Source organism: Gordonia sp. w5E2 (assembly GCF_036540975.1).
GTDB lineage: Bacteria > Actinomycetota > Actinomycetes > Mycobacteriales > Mycobacteriaceae > Gordonia > Gordonia jacobaea.
Window position 1 is genome coordinate 3386892 of the sequence record NZ_CP144213.1, and the last position, 19009, is coordinate 3405900.

22 protein-coding genes and 1 other RNA gene are annotated in these 19009 nt (G+C 64.8%); 6 read left to right on the forward strand and 17 right to left on the reverse strand.

The genetic code is table 11. The annotated features are described in order from the left end of the window. The first annotated feature begins 55 nt into the window (after window positions 1–55). Entirely contained in the window at window positions 56–658 is a 603-nt protein-coding gene (locus tag RND64_RS15330; protein ID WP_064868229.1) for a TetR/AcrR family transcriptional regulator, read from the forward strand. Between the two features lie 15 nt (window positions 659–673). Here RND64_RS15330 and ssrA read toward each other — a convergent pair. The 10 genes from ssrA to RND64_RS15380 all read right to left on the reverse strand — a co-directional run bounded on the left by ssrA (window position 674) and on the right by RND64_RS15380 (window position 9138). Beyond that, window positions 674–1046, reverse strand: a transfer-messenger RNA (tmRNA) gene (gene ssrA, locus RND64_RS15335). A 97-nt stretch (window positions 1047–1143) separates the two neighbouring features. Next, window positions 1144–2133 carry an alpha/beta hydrolase gene (locus RND64_RS15340; RefSeq protein ID WP_331436118.1) on the reverse strand — a complete coding sequence of 330 codons (990 nt, stop codon included), beginning with the start codon at window positions 2131–2133 and terminating at the stop codon, window positions 1144–1146. A 215-nt stretch (window positions 2134–2348) separates the two neighbouring features. Beyond that, window positions 2349–3569: a glycoside hydrolase family 27 protein gene (locus RND64_RS15345; protein ID WP_082937809.1), complete on the reverse strand. Its 1221-nt coding sequence runs from the start codon at window positions 3567–3569 to the stop codon at window positions 2349–2351. Window positions 3570–3619: 50 nt separating this feature from the next. Further along, complete coding sequence (gene smpB / locus RND64_RS15350; RefSeq protein WP_064868235.1) at window positions 3620–4093, reverse strand: SsrA-binding protein SmpB; 474 nt, start codon at window positions 4091–4093, stop codon at window positions 3620–3622. A 68-nt stretch (window positions 4094–4161) separates the two neighbouring features. Beyond that, window positions 4162–5073, reverse strand: a complete 912-nt coding sequence (gene ftsX, locus RND64_RS15355) for a permease-like cell division protein FtsX (RefSeq protein ID WP_064868256.1) — start codon at window positions 5071–5073, stop codon at window positions 4162–4164. 110 nt (window positions 5074–5183) lie between these two features. After that, window positions 5184–5870, reverse strand: coding sequence for a cell division ATP-binding protein FtsE (ftsE, locus tag RND64_RS15360; RefSeq protein WP_064862384.1), 687 nt, complete (start codon window positions 5868–5870; stop codon window positions 5184–5186). Between the two features lie 69 nt (window positions 5871–5939). Continuing rightward, window positions 5940–6593 (reverse strand): hypothetical protein, encoded by a 654-nt coding sequence (locus tag RND64_RS15365; RefSeq protein ID WP_064868238.1) that lies wholly within the window; start codon window positions 6591–6593, stop codon window positions 5940–5942. Continuing rightward, entirely contained in the window at window positions 6593–7594 is a 1002-nt protein-coding gene (locus RND64_RS15370) for a mechanosensitive ion channel family protein (protein WP_331436678.1), read from the reverse strand. Before RND64_RS15370 ends, RND64_RS15365 begins: the two co-directional genes overlap by 1 nt. After that, window positions 7587–8702 carry a peptide chain release factor 2 gene (gene prfB / locus RND64_RS15375; RefSeq protein ID WP_064862386.1) on the reverse strand — a complete coding sequence of 372 codons (1116 nt, stop codon included), beginning with the start codon at window positions 8700–8702 and terminating at the stop codon, window positions 7587–7589. The genes RND64_RS15370 and prfB overlap by 8 nt, the downstream gene beginning before the upstream one ends. A 46-nt stretch (window positions 8703–8748) precedes the next feature. Beyond that, window positions 8749–9138 (reverse strand): hypothetical protein, encoded by a 390-nt coding sequence (locus RND64_RS15380; RefSeq protein WP_331436119.1) that lies wholly within the window; start codon window positions 9136–9138, stop codon window positions 8749–8751. Window positions 9139–9255: 117 nt separating this feature from the next. Between RND64_RS15380 and hisN the strand changes: the two genes are divergently transcribed. Both hisN and RND64_RS15390 read left to right on the forward strand, forming a co-directional pair. Beyond that, entirely contained in the window at window positions 9256–10056 is an 801-nt protein-coding gene (gene hisN / locus RND64_RS15385; RefSeq protein WP_064868241.1) for a histidinol-phosphatase, read from the forward strand. Between the two features lie 119 nt (window positions 10057–10175). Further along, window positions 10176–10574, forward strand: a complete 399-nt coding sequence (locus RND64_RS15390; RefSeq protein ID WP_331436120.1) for a VOC family protein — start codon at window positions 10176–10178, stop codon at window positions 10572–10574. A 15-nt stretch (window positions 10575–10589) separates the two neighbouring features. On the opposite strand, the gene RND64_RS15395 is transcribed toward RND64_RS15390, so the two are convergent. Both RND64_RS15395 and RND64_RS15400 read right to left on the reverse strand, forming a co-directional pair. Then, window positions 10590–11249 carry an MBL fold metallo-hydrolase gene (locus RND64_RS15395; protein ID WP_331436121.1) on the reverse strand — a complete coding sequence of 220 codons (660 nt, stop codon included), beginning with the start codon at window positions 11247–11249 and terminating at the stop codon, window positions 10590–10592. A gap of 55 nt (window positions 11250–11304) precedes the next feature. After that, entirely contained in the window at window positions 11305–11787 is a 483-nt protein-coding gene (locus RND64_RS15400) for a DUF2752 domain-containing protein (protein WP_331436122.1), read from the reverse strand. Window positions 11788–11932: 145 nt separating this feature from the next. Between RND64_RS15400 and RND64_RS15405 the strand changes: the two genes are divergently transcribed. Both RND64_RS15405 and RND64_RS15410 read left to right on the forward strand, forming a co-directional pair. Further along, window positions 11933–13303, forward strand: a complete 1371-nt coding sequence (locus RND64_RS15405; protein WP_049699081.1) for an acyl-CoA dehydrogenase family protein — start codon at window positions 11933–11935, stop codon at window positions 13301–13303. A gap of 46 nt (window positions 13304–13349) precedes the next feature. Further along, complete coding sequence (locus RND64_RS15410) at window positions 13350–14573, forward strand: acyl-CoA dehydrogenase family protein (RefSeq protein ID WP_049698991.1); 1224 nt, start codon at window positions 13350–13352, stop codon at window positions 14571–14573. Window positions 14574–14739: 166 nt separating this feature from the next. On the opposite strand, the gene crcB (RND64_RS15415) is transcribed toward RND64_RS15410, so the two are convergent. The 5 genes from crcB (RND64_RS15415) to RND64_RS15435 are packed head-to-tail and all read right to left on the reverse strand — an operon-like array spanning window position 14740 to window position 18109. After that, complete coding sequence (crcB, locus tag RND64_RS15415; RefSeq protein WP_049698990.1) at window positions 14740–15108, reverse strand: fluoride efflux transporter CrcB; 369 nt, start codon at window positions 15106–15108, stop codon at window positions 14740–14742. After that, window positions 15105–15617 (reverse strand): fluoride efflux transporter CrcB, encoded by a 513-nt coding sequence (crcB, locus tag RND64_RS15420; RefSeq protein WP_049699080.1) that lies wholly within the window; start codon window positions 15615–15617, stop codon window positions 15105–15107. Before crcB (RND64_RS15420) ends, crcB (RND64_RS15415) begins: the two co-directional genes overlap by 4 nt. Then, window positions 15574–17475, reverse strand: coding sequence for a propionyl-CoA synthetase (locus RND64_RS15425; protein ID WP_049698989.1), 1902 nt, complete (start codon window positions 17473–17475; stop codon window positions 15574–15576). Before RND64_RS15425 ends, crcB (RND64_RS15420) begins: the two co-directional genes overlap by 44 nt. A gap of 18 nt (window positions 17476–17493) precedes the next feature. Next, on the reverse strand, window positions 17494–17742 hold the full coding sequence (locus RND64_RS15430; protein ID WP_049698988.1) for a DUF2630 family protein: 249 nt from the start codon (window positions 17740–17742) through the stop codon (window positions 17494–17496). 43 nt (window positions 17743–17785) lie between these two features. Further along, window positions 17786–18109, reverse strand: coding sequence for a histone-like nucleoid-structuring protein Lsr2 (locus tag RND64_RS15435; protein WP_049698987.1), 324 nt, complete (start codon window positions 18107–18109; stop codon window positions 17786–17788). Window positions 18110–18768: 659 nt separating this feature from the next. On the opposite strand from RND64_RS15435, the gene RND64_RS15440 reads away from it, so the two are divergent. Continuing rightward, on the forward strand, window positions 18769–18951 hold the full coding sequence (locus RND64_RS15440) for a hypothetical protein (RefSeq protein ID WP_152930059.1): 183 nt from the start codon (window positions 18769–18771) through the stop codon (window positions 18949–18951). Window positions 18952–19009 lie beyond the last annotated feature (58 nt).

The window sequence follows — 19009 nt, forward strand, 5'->3', positions numbered from 1 at the left end:
GGTTGTCCCACGCGGTACCGTGTTGCGCATGCCGAGGGCGGGTAGGCGGAAAACGATGTCGGAGAGTCGAATTCTCGATGCTGCATCGGAAATTCTGGAAACCGGCGAGCACTACGCCGACATCCCCGTCGAACGCATCCTCGAGGTCGCCGACGTCTCGCGGTCGACGTTCTACCAGTGGTTCCCCGACAAGACCGCGCTGATTCTGCAGCTCACCGCTCCCCTGCTCGCAGAGTTCGTGGCCACGGCCGACCGCTATTGGAAGGAACCGTCGCAGGCACGTCCGGAGGCCCTCACCGACGTCATCGTCGAACTCCTCGCCTCAGCCCGCCGCTACCGCGTGATCTGGCGTGCGTACCTCGAGACGACCAGCACCGACACCCGCTTCGGCGACAACTTTCGACGAGGCCTGCAGAACTACACAGCCGATATCGCCGAACGAATCCGCACCGAACAGGCCGCGGGTCTCGTGTCCCCCGACATCGAACCCGACCAGACTGCGCGATTCATCGTCGTAGGCATGCAGGCAGGCTTCTCCGACGTCATGCAACTCGCCGACGACGCCCAAGACCACGCATTCGCCGCAGCCATGGCTCGATCGTTCTGGCTCACCATGTACGGCGACGGCACCGCACAAAAAAGCCTCCCACCTGAGTAAACAGGTGGGAGGCCTTCGTGGAGCTGCCGGGAATTGAACCCGGGTCCTCCGTCGCTTCGGTAGGGCTTCTCCGTGTGCAGTCCGCTATATCTCTACTCGGATCTCTCGGTCACGCGAACAAGCCGAGATGACGATCCCAGTCGCTGTGAGTTGTCCCGTTCACTCCCGCGACCGGAGTGGACGGTGAGCTCCCCGAGATGATGCCGGCACCGGGTAAGGGAGCAAAACCCGGGCCGACAGACACGCAGTCGCTGTCAGGCAGCGAGTGCGTAGTCGCGCTGATTCTTATCGGCGCTTAATTGGTTGCCGCGACGCTTAACGGTGGTCTCTGGCCTGCACCGACACGCTTCCCCCACCTCGACGCACGTAGTCGAAACCGATCAGCCCCGAGATGGTTCCACCGGAAACCGGCGGAAGCTCCACTATAACAACCTGCGGCTCGCTGTTCATTCCCTTTTCTCGGCGGCTCGGTTCAAAGCGCCCTCTCACGCGCCGAGCGCTGGTCCGATCACCCGCCAACTGTCGCGCATCTCGGTGGCGAACAGCGACCACGTGTGCGCACCCTGGTCGAACACTCGGTACGTGTGCGGTACTCCCGCGCCGTTCAGTGCCGCGGCCATCTGGTCGGTGCACCAGCGCGTTCCCATCTCCACCTCGGCAGGTCCGGCCAGCAGCGACGGCGCGCCAACGGGAGCGCCGTCGGTGCGTCCCGGTAGGCCAGACGCCGCGCCCGGGTAGATCGCCTTGCCACGCAGCCGCGTCGGGTTCCGCGATGGGTCGTGATCAACCCATGCGGGCGATCCGGGAGGTCCGAACATGTTCAGCGCGTTGCCACCACCGATCGAGGTCGTCGCCAAGACGCCTGCGGTCGCGGGTGGCGCACTGATGGCGGGGCAACCGCTGTACGACGCCGCGGCACGATAGAGCGATCCGCCGCGGCCGGCGATGTCGAGCGCGGGACCTCCGGAGAGCGACAAACCTGCGATCGCGTTGCGGCCGTTCGCCCGCAAGGGACCTGCGATGGCGGCCGGTAGTTCGCGCAGCAGATAGGTCTCCCACTTGTTGACGCCGAGCGCAGGGTCCGGCCGCTGCCAGTCGGCGTACCACGAGTACGGCCCACCCAGTGGCGACACCACGGTCACGTTCTTGCGAGCAAAGAACGATCGGTAATCGGTCTGCTTGAGCCAACTGTCACCTTCGACGCCGCCTGACCGTCCGTTGAGCAGGTAGAAGACAGGCGCCGAGCCGTCGCCTCGCGGTCGCAACACCTGATTCGGGATCACCTTGCTCATCGACGGCGAGTACACGTAGACGATCGACAGTTGGTCGTCGACCCGGTCGATCCGCACCACCGCCGCCGAAGCAGGAGCCGCGACCGCGGTACCCGTGAGCGCTGCCCCCGCAACCGCTATGACAACGGCCAGCAACGTGGCGACGATCGACGTCCCGCGTCGAGAACGCCTCGGCGTCTTCACCGGTCGCCATGCTCGCGTCGCCTGTGACGCCTGTGGCTTATGTTCCGTTTGTGGTAGTCCCCTCGTGATCACCCGGCATGTCTACCGACACTCACAGCAACCTTCCAGACTTGACGCGCCGCTAACGGTCAGTCGTCACCGGATCGCGACCCAAATGAGCGTCCCCAGACACCTTCGAGCCGTTAACGACACCGCACCTCGCGAAGTGATCACACTCAGCGGATCTCGAGGACCACCGTGTCGTGCACGCCGACAGGTACCGACAACTCGCCGTGCTGCGCCGTGAAAGAGCGCCCGGTCCACGCGTCCACACCGGTCACCGACGCATCGCCAACGAGTCCGATGCTTCCCAACGACACCGACAGCGTGCGCGCATGATCGGCGCGGTTGGTCAGCGAGATGACCAACCCCTTCTCGCCGATGGCCCGCGACCACACCTCAGGGTCGTCGTCGACCATCGCACCGGCGACGACTCGCGAATCCTGGTCGATCGCAATGATTGCCGCGTTACGCAACGTGTCGAGAGTCTGCTGCGACATGTTCGTCAGGTCGTTTCCCGCGATCAGAGGCGCAGCCATCATCGACCACATCGAGATCTGAGTGCGCTGCTGCGCGGGTGTGAGCCCAGTTGATCCGACGACCAGCATGTCCGGGTCGATGAACGAACCCGGCTTCACCCGTGCGGTCAACGGCCCCGCGGCGTCGACGATGTTTACGATGCCCTGATATCCCGACGATCCATTCGCGGTCGACCATGCGGGCGTGACGTCGTTGGTCACACGCGTCGTGGTTGCTGTTCCGCCCCAATCGAATTCGGCACCGGGTACCGATCCCGCGACGCCGCTGTTGGGATTGATCGCAAACACGATTCGACGGTCCGTGTCGCGCAACGCATTTCGCATCGCGGTGAACGATGAGACCTGATCGTCGTGAGAAGTGTCGGACGAGCACCAGTCGTACTTGAGATAGTCGACGCCCCATCCGGCGAATGTCTGGGCGTCGGTTGCCTCGTGGCCACCGCTGCCCGTCGCGCCCGGATACGTGCCCTGGAACTGGGTGCAGGTCTTATCCCGTGCGCCTGAATAGATCCCGAAAAGTAGGCCACGCTGATGGAGGTAGTCCCCAAGAGCGGCCATACCCGACGGAAATCGAACCGGATCTGCCTGCAGCCTGCCGGAGGCGTCGCGCTGCGGAGCAGCCCAGCAATCGTCGACGATCACGTACTTGTAACCGGCATCGCGCAGTCCCGACGACACCAGCGCATCGGCCTGCGCACGGATGATCTGCTCGGTGATCCGACATCCGAAGGTGTTCCAACTGTTCCACCCCATCGGCGGAACCCCCGCAAGCCCGGGGATCGCGGGTCCGTCACCGCCGATCCGACCCTCCTGCTGCGGCGCGCACGCGACAGCCGCCAACACAGCGATCACCGCCACGACGGCGGCAACCACCGGGAAGCGCGCTCCACGAGACGTCGACGTCGCGGTCACATGCCCTTGACGCGACGACCCAGCTCGCGTTCGACCTCACGCTGCGCGGTGCGTCGAGCAATGTCGTGGCGCTTGTCGTGTGCCTGCTTACCGCGTGCGAGCGCGAGCTCGACCTTGACCTTGCCGTCGTTGAAGTACAGCGACAGGGGCACCAAGGTGAGGTTGCCGTCGCGGATCTTGCCGATCAGATTGTCGATCTCACTGCGATGCATGAGGAGCTTGCGCTTGCGCAGCGGCGTGTGGTTCGTCCACGAACCGCGCCCGTACTCGGCAATGTTGAGGCCACGCAGCCACACCTCGCCGTCGTCGATGGTGGCGAATGCGTCGACCAACGACGCCTTGCCCTCCCGAAGACTCTTGACCTCGGTGCCGACCAAAGCGACACCGGCTTCGTAGGTGTCCAGGATGGCGTAGTTATGGCGAGCCTTCCGATTCGACGCAATCACGTTGCGCCCCTTCTCCCTCGCCATCACTCAGCCCTTTCTGTCGCTAATCGTCGGCCAGCCGTCGCTCCGAGCCTCCTCGCTACAGCCCGCTATTACTCACGAACATAGACACGCAGCGTGACATACGCCGTCGCGCCTGCCAACACAATTCCGGCGAGGATCAGCCACGGCGACACGAACAACACGTCGCCCGCGGTGATCCTGGCCAGGATGTTGACGCCGTAGAGGTCGTTCAACGCCTTGTCGAAGAAGAACACCTTCGCCGCGAACAGACCGGCTATCGCCAGCAGCGAACCGATGAACGCCGAGACCACCGCTTCCAAGAGGAAGGGTAGCTGCGTGTACCAACGGGTCGCACCGACAAGCCGCATGATCGACACCTCTGTCCGCCGGGTGAACGCCGCGACCTGAACTGTATTGACGATCAGTAGGATCGCCGCCACCGCAAGGACCGCGGCCACCGCGAACGCCGCGTTGCGCACACCGTCGAGCACGCTGAAGATGCGTTTCACCAACTCTCGCTGATCTAGAACGCCGTCGACGCCCAGATCCTTCCGGTCGGCATATTTGTCGAGCACGGCACCGAACTGGCTCGCGTCGCTCATCCGAACCTTGAGCGACGCGGGGTTGGCGTCGGGCGAGATCATGTCGGCGATCTCGGGTGCGCTCTGCTCGAACGCCGCCTTCGCCGCCTTGTAGGCGTCCGCCTTGCTGACGTAGGTCACCGAGCCGACGCCCGGCTCGTTCTCCAGGTTGGTGCGCAGCGTCGAACACGGTGCGCGTTGGCAGTCGGGGTCGGCCGCACTGACGTCGTCGTTGATGTAGAACTGCATCTCGACGCGGTCGAGGAAGATCTTCTGACTCTTGTTCGCCATCTGGATGACCAACAATCCGCCACCGAGCATGCCGAGGGTAATGGCAGTGGTGAGGATCATCGCGACCGTCATCGTGACGTTGCGGCGGAGACCGTTGAGGACCTCTCTGATGATGAAGTTCGCTCGCATGCTGGTGCTACACGTCCTTTGGTCTGTGTGGTGCGCGGCTCGGTGGTACGCGGACTGACGGGCGTCGAAGCGGTCGGTGGCGCGTAGTCGCACTCACCCCGGATCGACGGTCAGCCGATGCCGTACACGCCTTGTGCGTCGTTGCGGACGAGTCTGCCGTTGTCGAACTCGAGTACCCGACGTCGCATCGCGTCGACGATGTGCCGATCGTGCGTCGCCATGACGACGGTTGTTCCGCGCCGGTTGACGCGGTCGAGCACGTCGACGATCTCCTCGCTGGTCTCCGGATCGAGGTTGCCAGTGGGCTCGTCGGCGAGCAGGACCAGTGGCCGGTTGACGATCGCGCGCGCGATGGCGACACGCTGCATCTCACCGCCCGACAGCTCGTAGGGCATACGGTCCTGCTTGCCCTCGAGACCCACGTACTCGAGGACCTCCGGTACGACACGGCGAATGGTCGACGGCTGCTTGCCGATCACCTCGAGCGCAAACGCCACGTTGTCGGCCACCGACTTCTGCTGCAGCAACCGGAAGTCCTGGAACACACACCCGATGGATTGCCGCAGCTTCGGCACCGTGCGTCCGCGAAGGCGGTTCACGTGGAAGTCGCCGACGTACACCTCACCCTTCGTCGGCCGATCCTCTTTGAGCAGCAGCCGGAAGAACGTCGACTTGCCAGAACCAGAGGGGCCGATGAGGAACGCGAACTCGCCTTTGTCGACCTCGAGATCGAGGTCGGTGAGGGCGGGTCGGCTGGATGCCTTGTACTTCATCGTCACGTTCTCCAGCTTGATCACGACAACAGAGTGTAACGGTGACGCCTGAGAGGTCTGTTCAGGTGCGCACCCGCGCGCCGACCCGCCCGGTCAACGCGACGGGACTGCCGTCGTCTCCTGCTGGTTGTTCCGGTTGTTGAAGAAGTCCGAGAAGCCGTTGCCACCGGTCGTGGTCGGTTGCCCACTCTGGGTGCCCGGAACGGCGCCTCCCTGACCGGGCTCTTCGCTCGGACTACCCGACTCACCCGAGACGCCCGACGGCACCGACGTCGAGGGATACGACGAGGACGGCGTCGAGTACGTCGTCTCCGGAGTCGTCTCGACCGACGTGCGGTGATGAGTCGGCTGGGGCGCAGGAGCGTCGACGATTCCGTACCGCTGCGAGGTGTAGCCGTAGACAATGACGCACACGATGAAAAGCACCGACACGATCGCCGTACTGGTACGGACCCCGGTGTGCGGAATGTGGTGCCAGTCGCGTCGGTGGCGCAGACTGTGTGGATTGCCGATCTCGTCCGTGCGCGGCTGCGGGGCCACCGTGCGATCCGCGTCCGAGTCGTCCTTTGCGTCCAAGTCGGCATTCGCGTCGCCGTTGCTGTTGCCGTTGCGTTTAGCGTTTTCCTGCTTGTCGGCGGCGGCTTCTGCCTGCTCGATCTTGGCGACGACCTCCTCGGCCGCTGCCTTCGCGGCGTCGTCGTCGGATCGACCCGCGCTGTGGTCGGGGCCGTCATGACGGTGAACCATCACTTGTCACCCCCCGACGATGCTTGCGCGTCGGCTTCGGAATGACCGCTCGGCGGCGCTGACCCCGCCTGCACCTCTTTACCCGAGGCGACGTTGATACCGCGGCGAGCCAGTGCGCGCACGATCCATGCGCGCAGCGCACGGCTGACCTCGAACTGTTTGCCGGGCAGAGTCCTGGTCACCATCCTGACGGTCATCGAATCGAGCTCGAGGTTTGTCACACCGAGCGGCGACGGCGCGTCGAGAAGCAAGTCGTGCCAGTACGGATCGTTGTAGAAGCGCTGGCCAACCTCGGATAGAACCTCGTTGACCACTCCGATGTCGGAGTCGGCGGGCACCGGAACGTCGACGACGGCTCTCGCCCAGTCCTTCGAGCGGTTGGTGGTCTTGATGACCTGCCCGTTGGGAACGGTGATGACCTCGCCCTCGGATGTACGAAGTCGGGTGATGCGCAACGTCACGTCCTCGACGGTTCCCTCGGCTTCACCGTTGCCGGTGACGGTCAGAGCCACGACGTCGCCGTATCCGTACTGCCGTTCGGCGACCACAAAGAATCCCGCAAGGATGTCTTGGACCACCCGCTGGGCACCGAAACCAAGTGCCGCACCGACGACGGCAGTCGGGCCGACCAGGCCTGACAACGGCACCTTGAACACCGTGAGGATGTGCAGGAACACGATGATGCCGACGACGACGACAAGCGTCCACGACACCACGTCGATCATCGCGCGGCGGTGCTTGGAGTCCTCGCTCTGCACAATCAGATCACTGTTGTGGAACTTGGCCTCGATACGGTCGTTGAACTTCTGCGCCGACCAGCGGATAAACCGCACGACGAGGATGCCGCCGAGGATCCAGATGACGATTTCGAGGCCGTTCGTGGCCATCCATCGGTAGAAGCGCCCGATCACCGACTCCGTCGCACCGGGTGCGAACGCGAGTGTGGTGAGGTCGGCCCGCGCCAGCACCGACGAACCTGCCCGCGCGAAGACCTCACGCATCGGCATCAGCCATCCGCCAGCGGATGCCGGCTTCGATGAACTCGTCGATGTCGCCGTCGAGAACCGTGGTCGGGTTGTTGTTCTCGACGTTGGTCCGCAGGTCCTTGACCATCTGATAAGGGTGCAGCACGTAGGAACGCATCTGGTTGCCCCAGCTCGATCCGCCGTCGCCCTTCAGTGCGTCGAGCTCTGCGCGCTCCTCCTGCTGTTTGCGGGCGAGGAGCTTGGCCTGCAGCACCCGCATCGCCGACGCCTTGTTCTGCAGCTGGCTCTTCTCGTTCTGACAGGTCACGACGATGCCGGTCGGGATGTGGGTCAACCGCACGGCCGAGTCGGTGGTGTTGACCGACTGACCGCCGGGACCCGACGACCGGTAGACATCGACCTTCACGTCGTTCTCGTCGACGTCGATGTGGTCGGTGGTCTCGACGACTGGCAGAACCTCGACCTCTGCGAACGAGGTCTGGCGTCGGCCCTGGTTGTCGAACGGGCTGATCCGCACCAATCGGTGTGTGCCCTGCTCCACCGAGAGCGTGCCGTACATGTAGGGCGACTTGACCGCGAAGGTCGCCGACTTCAAGCCCGCTTCCTCCGCGTAGGAGGTGTCGTAGACCTCGACGCCGTAGCCGTGCTTCTCCGCCCAGCGGACGTACATACGCATCAACATCTGGGCCCAATCGGCGGCATCGACGCCGCCCGCACCCGACCTGATATTGACCACGGCGTCGCGCGAGTCGTACTCGCCGGCGAGCATGGTCTTGACTTCCATCGCTTGAATATCGCTGCGCAGGGATTCGCGCTCGGCGTCGGCGTCGGCAAGCGCCGACGTGCGCGCCTCACCCTCTTCGGACTCCGCGAGTTCGTAGTGGACGGGCATGTCATCGAGTCGCTGCCGCAACTCGGTGACGCGACGCAGCTCCGCCTGGGCGTGCGAGAGTTCGCTTGTCACCTTCTGCGCGTGGTCTTGGTCGTTCCACAGATCCGGGTCGGACGCCTGCATCTCGAGCTCGTCGATCCGCCGACGCAACTCCTCGACGTCGAGGACTTTCTCGACGGTCGTCAGGGTCGAGTCGAGCGATTCGAGATCGGTTGCTACGTCAGGATGCACGGTTTACCAGGGTACCGACTGCTGATTGCCGATGTGCCCCCACTCCTCACGCCGACGGCGGTACCGAGGGCGGCACGTCGGGTGTCTGCATGGGAGGCAATTGGCCGAAACTCCACGTCGTCGCGGTCTTCCCCGGTTTGTAGACCACGGCCTGCTCGGATCCGATCTGCGGCCACGGTTCGCCCTCGGTGAGGATCATCGTTCCGTACACCTCGGTCGGGTTGGTTCCCGGACCGTTGATCGTTCCGGAGATGGTGCAGAACGCTTGCCCCTTGCTGTCGGGTTCGGCCTGATCACTCACGCCCGTGACGGTCAGCGTTCCTTGCGCGTAGCCCGCCGTGTTCCCACCGAATCCGCCGATCCGCTGTCCGCGGAAACGCATGATCATCGCGATCACGGCGACGACGAGCAATATGACGAGAATGACGGTCAACATGGCATCAACCCTACCGACCCGACCGGGCATTTCGGGCGGCGAACGCAGCGTCGACGGTCATCGTGGCAGCCATCAGTCCACAGTTTTCGCAACGCGGCCAAGCGTTACGCTGACCGGGTGCTTCCGACGCCCGGTTCCGACGCCACCGCCGACCTCGATTTCGCGCTCTCTCTCGCAGAGTCCGCCGACGCGCTGACGATGCGGCGCTTCGGCGCGATCGACCTCGAGGTCGACGCCAAACCCGACCTCACCCCGGTCTCCGACGCCGACCTCGCCTGCGAACAGATGATCCGCGAACGGCTCGCGGCTGTCTTCCCCGACGACGAGGTCCTCGGCGAAGAGTTCGGCGGTGACGCGGTCCTGACCGGTCGGCAGTGGGTCGTCGACCCCATCGACGGCACAAAGAACTTCGTGCGCGGCGTCCCGATCTGGGCCACGCTGATCGCTTTGTTGGTCGACGGCGTGCCGGTGGTCGGCGTGGTGTCGGCGCCTGCGTTGAGCCGCCGTTGGTGGGCCGCCACCGGTCACGGTGCGTTCGTCGCGTTCGACCACGGCGACGCGCGTCAGATCGCGGTCTCGAATGTCGCCGACCTCGCGTCGTCGAGCCTGACCTTCTCGAGCCTGTCCGGCTGGGCCGACCGCGGAGTCCGCGACAAGTTCATCGACCTCACCGACCGTGTCTGGCGCGTGCGCGGCTACGGCGACTTCCTCAACTACTGCCTCGTCGCCGAGGGCGCCGTCGACATCGCGGCAGAACCCGAGGTGTCGCTATGGGATCTCGCCCCGCTCGACGTGCTGGTCCGCGAAGCAGGCGGGCGGTTCACGTCACTCGACGGCTCACCCGGTCCCGGCGGCGGCAGCGCGGTCGCGACCAACGGACTTCTCCACGACGAGGTGCTCGCTGCGCTCGAGGCGTAACCCGCGGCGTCCTCTCCGGGCTACCTGCCCGCTCGGATAGTCCGTGCGCAATCCCGCGTGGCGACCGCCGACAGCTCCTAGCGTGTGCGTCTGAGACCCAACGCTCCAGGAGATTCGCGATGCCCAGCTTTCCCGCACTGACCCACGTGGCCATTACCGTCACCGACCTCGACGCCAGCACTCGTTGGTACACAGCGCTGTTCGACGCCGCGCCCGTCCTCGACGAAGATGAGGAGTCGGGCGACTTTCATCACGCGGTGTTCGCGCTCGCCGGCGGAACCCTCTTCGGACTGCACACGCACACCGGCTCGGCGGCGTCGGGAAGCTTTGACGAACACAGGACGGGACTCGACCACATCGCCTTTGCCGTCAGTCGTGCGGAACTCGACGACTGGCTGGTGCGCTTGGACGAGCTCGGCGTCGCGCACAGCGAGATCAAGCACGCGCACTACGGGTCCGGCATTTCTTTCCGCGACCCCGACAACATCGCGCTGGAGTTCTTTGCCCCTCCCGCGTGAGCCGCGACGAGGTCGTCACACCTGGGTCGCCGACTCCTCGCCGAGCACGACGAACTCGGTGCCGGGATCCTTCATCTCCTGCAACCGCGCGTAGTGAACGCTGGTCCCCGCGTCGGAAAGCACAGCCTGATGGATCGGGACGGCGACCCGCGGCGCCATCGCACGCAGGTAGTCGACCGACTCGCTGAGTTTCATCCACGGCGCGGCCGAGGGCAGCGCGAGCACGTCGATCTGCTCGAACGGAATGTAGAACGAATCTCCCGGATGCATGAAACGTCCTGGAGCCGTTGCTGTTCCGAGTACATACGCCACGTTGTCGACGACGGGGATCTCGGGGTGGATCACAGCGTGGCGTCCTCCGGTGAATCGCGCGGTCACCGCGCCGACGCCGACTTGGCCGCCCGCGAGCGCCGCGGTCCACTCACCTGCGACATCGTCGGAGTTGAGTTGCGCGGCGGTCTGCGGATCGGCGATACGGATCGCCTGGGGGTTCTCGCCGACGAGATTCGGCAGCCGCCCGACGTCGCAGTGATCGGGATGCTGATGAGTGATCAGGATCGCGTCGAGTCCGGTGAGTCCTTCGAAGCCGTGCGACATGGTTCCCGGGTCGAAGAGGATTCGCGTCCCGTCCAATTCGACGAGCACGCAGGAATGGCCGAAGTGGGTGATCTCCATGTGTCCACTGTGCTCTCACATATGGGTTTGCGCATTGATCCGAACGAACACCGAGTCACACGACCGAGGGAAACACACCCCATCCAGCAGCGGCGTCGACGATGCGGGCGACGCCGTAGACCAGCCACACACCGATCGCCACCACCAACACCGGCAGCAGTCGACGTAGGCGCAGTCGCCTCAATGCCCCCGGACCGGCGACGAGGCACACGACTCCGGCCACGACTGCAATCGCAGTCGCCGCCAGCGTCAACGGCCCGAACACGTTGTAGGTGAACGCCCCGCTCACATCACCGTGCATGAGGTGCACCCAACTGCGCGTGAGTCCGCAACCCGGGCACGGCAGACCCGTAATCGCACGGAACGGGCAGAAGTCGGGGCCGTGATCGACCGAGTCCAGTGGCCACACGATCGCGGTGAGCAATGCCGCCCCGCCGACGGCGACCACCATCGCCGGTCCGGCACGGCTTCGTCGGCCATCCGAACCCGACGGCGCAGCGGTATGGCGACCAGGGACGTCGGCGCGATCAGTTGACACGTGACCAGCCTAAACCGGCGGGGAGAACACTATGTTCGACGAGCGCGTGACAATCTCCTTACCGAGTAGTAAGGTTCGTACTTACTACCGAGTAAGATACTGCTCACGGTCAGTTCCAGCACCCGTGCGAAGAGAAATGGTTGTCATGACGACTCACACCGAACCCCGCGACACTTCCGCAGTCGGCAAGAACCCGCACAAGCGCAATGCCATCGGTACCGCCATGCGTGTGCTCACGACGGTGACCGGCTCCGACTTCGCGGAGAAGTACCAGATCCGTGAGCCCATCAACCGGATCGCCTACCAGGCGACCAAGACCGGCTTCCAAACCCTCGGCGCCGCCAACCGCGCGTTCAAGAAGGTGCAGGGCGGTTCCGGCGGCGCAGCGCGATTGAGCACCACGCCCAAGGACTACTTCAACCTCAACCCCGACGACGAGCAGCAGATGATCGCCGAGACGGTCAAGGAGTTCGCCGAGGAGATCCTGCGCCCCGCTGCCTACGATGCCGACGCCGCCGCGAGCGCACCTGACGACATCGTCAAGCGCTCCGCCGAACTCGGCATCACGATGATCAACGTGCCCGAGCAGTTCGACGGCGCAGCTTCCGAGCGTGGCGTCGTCACCAACGCCCTCGTTGCCGAGGCAATGGCCTACGGCGACATGGGACTTGCCCTCCCGCTTCTCGCCCCGAGCGGCGTCGCAACCACTCTCACCAACTTCGGCAGCGACAGCCAGCAAAAGACCTACCTGCCCGACTTCGCAGGCGAGAACGTGCCGCAGTCGTCCGTCGTGATCGCGGAGCCGCGCGCGCTGTTCGACGCATTCTCGTTGCAGACCAAGGCAACTCGTGTGCCGAGCGGCTACCGGCTCAACGGCGTGAAGTCGTTCGTGCCTGCCGCCGGTTCGTCCGAACTGTTCATCGTCGGAGCCGCGCTCGACGGCCAGCCCGCGCTGTTCATCGTCGAATCCGACTCCGAGGGACTGATCGTCGAAGCAGATCCGGGCATGGGTGTGCGCGCCGCGGGCATGGGTCGTCTGCTGCTGCAAGACGTCGCCGTCCCCGAGAGCGCACTCCTCGGCGAAGAAGCCGGTGAGGCAGCCCTGGCCGCGTATCGCGACGTCGTACGTCTGTCACGCCTCGGTTGGTCGGCGCTCGCCGCCGGAACCGGCAAGGCCGTCCTCGACTACGTGATCCCCTACGTCAACGAGCGTGAGGCATTCGGCGAGCCGATCTCCAACCGGCAGGCCGTCGCCTTCATGGTCGCCAACATCGCGACCGAGCTCGACGGGATTCGCCTGGTCACACTGCGTGGCGCGTCGCGAGCCGAGCAGGGTCTGTCGTTCGCTCGCGAATCGGCACTCGCACGCAAGCTGACCATCGACAAGGGCCTGCAGATCGGACTCGACGGCGTGCAGTTGCTCGGCGGTCACGGCTTCACCAAGGAGCACCCGGTCGAGCGTTGGTACCGCGATCTGCGTGGCGCAGGCATCGGCGAGGGCATCGTCGTCCTCTGACGGCGGCTGTCTTCCGACGACGAGACCGACCGAGAAAGCATCTGACATGGCAATCAATCTGGAACTCCCCCGGAAGCTGAACACCACGATCGACCAGGCCCACCAGGCCGCGGCCGAAATCTTCCGACCCATCTCGCGCAAGTACGACCTCGCCGAGCACTCCTATCCCGTCGAACTCGACACTCTCGCAAGCCTGTACGACGGCCTCGCCGAGACCGGCCAGGCCGGTGCGGGTGCCGACGGCGGGCGAAGCCAGGAGAAGAAGGCCAAGCCGGAGCGCGAGGGCGCAAATATCAACGGCGGCAACATGCAGTCGGTGATGAATGTCATCGAAACATGTTGGGGCGACGTCGGTTTGACGTTGTCGATGCCCTATCAGGGACTGGGCAACTCGGCCATCGCCGCTGTCGCCACCGACGAGCAGCTCAAGCGCTTCGGCAAGGTGTGGGCCGCCATGGCCATCACCGAACCCAGCTTCGGCTCCGACTCGGCCGCGGTGACAGCCACCGCCAAGCTCGACGGCGACGAGTACGTGATCAACGGCGAGAAGATCTTCGTGACCTCCGGTTCGCGCGCCACCCACATCGTCGTCTGGGCCAGCGTCGATCGCAGCCTCGGACGCGCGGCAATCAAGAGCTTCGTCGTGCCGCGCGAGCATCCCGGCGTCGAGGTGGTGCGACTCGAGCACAAGCTCGGCATCCGCGTCTCCGACACCGCCGTGATCCGCTTCGAGAACTGCCGCATCCCCAAGGAGAATCTGCTCGGCAGCCCCGAGGTGGATACCAAGAAGGGTTTCGGCGGGGTCATGCAGACCTTCGACAACACCCGTCCGCTCGTCGCGGGTATGGCCGTCGGTGTTGCGCGTGCCGCCCTCGAGGAGTTGCGCCGCATCCTGGAGGAGGCGGGCATCGAGATCGACTACGACAAGCCTGCCGAGAACCAGCACGCCGCAGCCGCCGAGTTCATCCGGATGGAGTCCGACTTCGAGGCCGCCTACCTGTTGACGATCCGCGCCACGTGGATGGCCGACAACAAGGAACCCAACTCGCTGCAGGCGTCGATGGCCAAGGCCAAGGCCGGCCGCACCGTCACCGATGTCACCAACAAGGCCGTCGAACTGACTGGCACGCTTGGGTATTCGGAGCGACTACTGCTCGAGAAGTGGGCCCGCGACTCGAAGATCCTCGACATCTTCGAGGGCACCCAGCAGATCCAGCAGCTCATCATCGCGCGCCGCGTGCTGAACAAGAGCAGCGCAGAACTCAAGTGAAACACTGACTCTCGACGGGTCACGAGCCCTGCGGCACCACCGTGCCGCAGGGCTCGACTCTTTCCCGACCGCCGACCGAGCCGCCCCACCGCTGATCGAGCCGCACCCACCGCTGATCGAGCCCCTCCCGCTGATCGAGCTTGTCGAGATCACCCCGCCGACCAGCTCACACCGCCCACGCGAGCGCGAGCCCGACGGCGCAGGCGGCAGTGGCCGCAGCCACCGAGCCCACCGCGTTGCACAGCGCGAGTCCGCCTGCGCGCCGCTCGGCCAGACGCACGGTCTCGACGCTCGCCGTGCTGAAAGTCGTGTAGCCGCCGCAGAATCCAGTGCCGACAATCGCCTGCACCTCCGGCGGCGCCCCGTGGTAGATCACCAACCCCGCGAGCACGCCCAGCAGCAGCGAGCCGGAGACGTTGATGATCAGCGTCGCCCAGGGGAACGTCGTGTTCCGCCAACGTTTGATCGCGCCGTCGACGACGAACCGCGCTACGGATCCGAGCGCACCTGCGATGAGCATCGCCAGCACCGTCACGACACACCGCCTCGCCGCACCGCATTCCTTCGACCCGCCGCACCCGCCACGACGATGCCCGCCCAGGCGCCGAGCACGCCGAGGACAACGCTGAGAACCGCATACGCAACCGCTGCCGCCGGTGCGCCGTGATGGCCGAGTTGGGTGGTCTCGAGCGCGAACGTGGAGTACGTCGTGAATGCCCCGCAGAGTCCGGTGCCCGCAAAGACACGCACATTACGACGCCAGCCGTCGTCGGGACCTACAAGTGCCAGGAACCCCAGCAACGCGCCGAGCACGAACGCACCGCTGATGTTGATCGCGAACGTCGCCCACGGCCATCCGGTGCCGACCGTGGGGAACGCCTCCTCGATCGCATAGCGCAGACCCGTTCCACAGATCCCGCCGAGAAAGACCAGTGCGATCGCTCCGAACTGCAGGTGCAGAGGACGGTCGGCCGGCGCGTCGGGATCGATGTCCGCGATGTCACTGCCCGATCTGTTGCGCGAGCCGCGCCAGGACGTCCGGATCCTCGATGGTCGACGGCACGGCGTACTCCTGGTGATCGGCGATCTGCCGCATGGTCTTTCGCAGAATCTTGCCCGACCGCGTCTTCGGTAGCGCGGCAACCACGGTCACGTCGCGGAACGTCGCCACCGGTCCGATCTCGTCGCGGACCTTCGCGATCAGCTCGTCACGCAGCGTGCCGGGATCGATCTCGACACCCGACTTGAGCACCACGTAACCACTCGGACGCTGGCCCTTCAGATCGTCGTGGATACCGATCACGGCGCATTCGGCGACTGCGGGATGCGACGCCACGACGGCCTCGATGCTTCCGGTCGACAGGCGGTGCCCGGCGACGTTGATCACGTCGTCGGATCGTCCGAGGATGAAGATGTAGCCGTCGTGATCGATGTATCCGGAGTCGCCGGTCAGGTAGTAACCGGGGAAGGCGTTCAGATACGAACTGCGATAACGCTCTTCGTCGCCCCACAATCCGGTCAATGTGCCCGGCGGCAACGGCAGTGCGATCACGATATTGCCTTCGACGCCCGCATCGACCACGTTCCCCTCGGCGTCGACGACACCGACCCCGAAGCCCGGGACGGCGACGGTAGCCGACCCCGCTTTGACCGGCATCGGTTGCAGCCCACGCAGATTGGCCGCGATCGCCCATCCGGTCTCGGTCTGCCACCAATGGTCGATCACCGGTACACCGAGCACGTTCGACGACCAGGCGAGCGTGTCGGGGTCAAGCCGCTCACCGGCGACGAACAGCGCGCGGAGCGACGAGATGTCGTACTGGTCAAGAAGTTTCGCGTCAGGGTCGGTCTTGCGGATAGCCCGGATCGCGGTCGGCGCGGTGAACAGCGCCTTGACTCGATGCTCGGCGATGACTCGCCAGAAGGCTCCCGCATCAGGTGTGCCGACCGGTTTGCCCTCGTACATCACCGTCGTCGCGCCGACGAGCAGCGGCGCGTAGACGATGTACGAGTGACCGACGACCCATCCGACGTCCGATGCGGTCCACCAGATATCGCCTGCGCCGATGTCATAGATGTTGGCCATCGACCAGGTCAGTGCGACAGCGTGCCCGCCGTTGTCGCGCACAACTCCCTTGGGCTTTCCCGTGGTGCCCGACGTGTAGAGGATGTAGAGGGGGTCCGCCGCCGCGACGTCGACGGGTTCGGTGAGACCGGCCGTCTCCATCTCGGCATCCCAGTCGAGCCAGGTGCGCCCCTCTTTGCCCGACGAGCCATAGTCAGCGGCGGAGCCCGCCACCTGCGGGCGATCCTTCACGATGACCGTCGAGACGGCGCTGTCGGAGAGGTCGAGGGCACTTGCCACCATCGGCAGATACTCGACGCTGCGTCCTGGCTCCAGACCGCCCGATGCGGTCACGATCGCCACCGGCTCGGCGTCGTCGATGCGTGTGGCGAGTTCGGGGGCGGCGAAGCCACCGAACACCACCGAGTGCACTGCGCCGAGCCGCGCGCACGCGAGCATGGCAATGGCTGCCTCGGGGATCATCGGCATGTAGATGATGACCCGGTCGCCGCGCGAGACACCCCGGCGGCGCAGCACGTCGGCGAATCGTGAGACCTCTACGAGCAGCTCGGCGTAGGTGTACTCGCGGATCTCGTCGACCATCGCGGAGTCCCAGATCAGCGCGAGTCGGTCACCGTGTCCCGCAGCGACGTGTCGATCGAGCGCGTTGTAGCAGGTGTTGAGTCGACCATCCGGGAACCAGCGATACATCGGCGCTGCCGAATCGTCGAGCGCGACCGTCGGTGGAACCGACCATTCGACGTCGGCCGCGGCCCGCAGCCAGAAGTTCTCCCTGTCGTCGACGCTGCGCGCAAAAGTGTCGTCGTAGCTAGCCATCGAACGCTCTTCTCGCGCTCAGTCCAGGTACTTCTCGACAACGTCGGCAGGCCTTGTTGCCGCGGCGTCGGGATCCTGGCCGGCGTCACGTTTGGCCTGACGCTGCCGCAACAGGTCCCAGGCCTGATCGAGAGATACCTCGATCTTCGACAGGCGCGCGTTCTCCTCGTCCGGCGTGATGTCGCCGCGCCCCACCTTGGCACGAAGTTCGTGCTCCTCGGCGATGAGGTCGTTGATGTGTTCGTGGATTTGCTTGTCGGTCGCCATGACCCCCACGTTAGTCCCGACGATGCGCCACGAGCCGCAAATGTCAGACCGCAGCCTCAAATGCCGCCACGATCTCTGACGAGATGCGACCGCGGTTGCTGATCTCATAACCGTTCTCGCGCGCCCACGCTCGGATCGCCTGCGTGCGCGGATGCGCCCGCTTGGAGGGGCGCTCGTTGCCCGAACCATTCGCAACGCGAGAAACTGCAAGATACTTCTGAAGCGATTGTGCGAATTCCTTCGCATGCGCAGGTGACGTGTCGAACTCGTACTGTTTTCCGTTCAGACCAAAAACAACGGTCACCGCTTCGTCCAATTCAGAACCGTCGAGATCGTCGACGAACCTGACTATCTTCTTTGTCGCCATAGTGGCGGTCCCCTCCCTCGTATTACGCCGGAACCCGACAACCCCGGCGGCACCCGTGACTCGACGCAACCCTTTAGTGACGAGCATCACTACACCAGGTCAGTGCACTGTGTTCGCACACGTCACGCTGCCGACCGCACGGTTCACCCCCCGGACGGACCGTGCGCCTGTTGCCCCTACAACTCTCAGCACACGCATTGTCATCGAATCGGAATGAGTATATCGAATCTCCGATTGAAGGTGCTCATCAACGCGTCGGATTGTCGAATTCACATAAAGCCAAAGTGTGCCGCTCGCATCGCAAAGTGAAAAATCGACGTGAGCCTAAGACTGCCACCACCGGCCGCTCCGGTGTCTAGTAAATCGGGTGTTGTTCATCTGCATCCACTGCGGGGAGGTGTGATGACAGCAATCTATTCCGACGCTGCGGCCTGCCACCGGGTCGCCGCGAATCGAGAAGCTGCCACCCGACGACGTCCCCCGAGATGCTCACGCTGGTCGAACTGACACGGGCCCGGGCCCTTCCTTCGACGCACCATCGAGTTGGGCTGCCGGCCGGGGTCGCCCTCAGTTCTGTTCGTACACTGCCGATTCCGGGGTGGACGGGCCGCTTCAGAGAAGGTACAGGCCAACGGCTCCGCGCGCGTCTCAAAGATCACGTGGCAACGGAACCTGAACATCCCGCACCCGTGGTGACGCTCGGCCCCGCGTCGCGCGATCATGACGCCGCACACGGCGCGGCGTCGGCCACAGATGCGAACTCGACTGTTGCTCAACAACAGTCGCCCGACGTGTCGACGTGGTGGAAGGTCATCGCCGTGGCCAGCCTGGTGACCGGCTAGTGGGGCGCGAGGTGCGCCGAAAAAGTTGTCCACAGATCCCTCTTGCCCGACCGCCGCC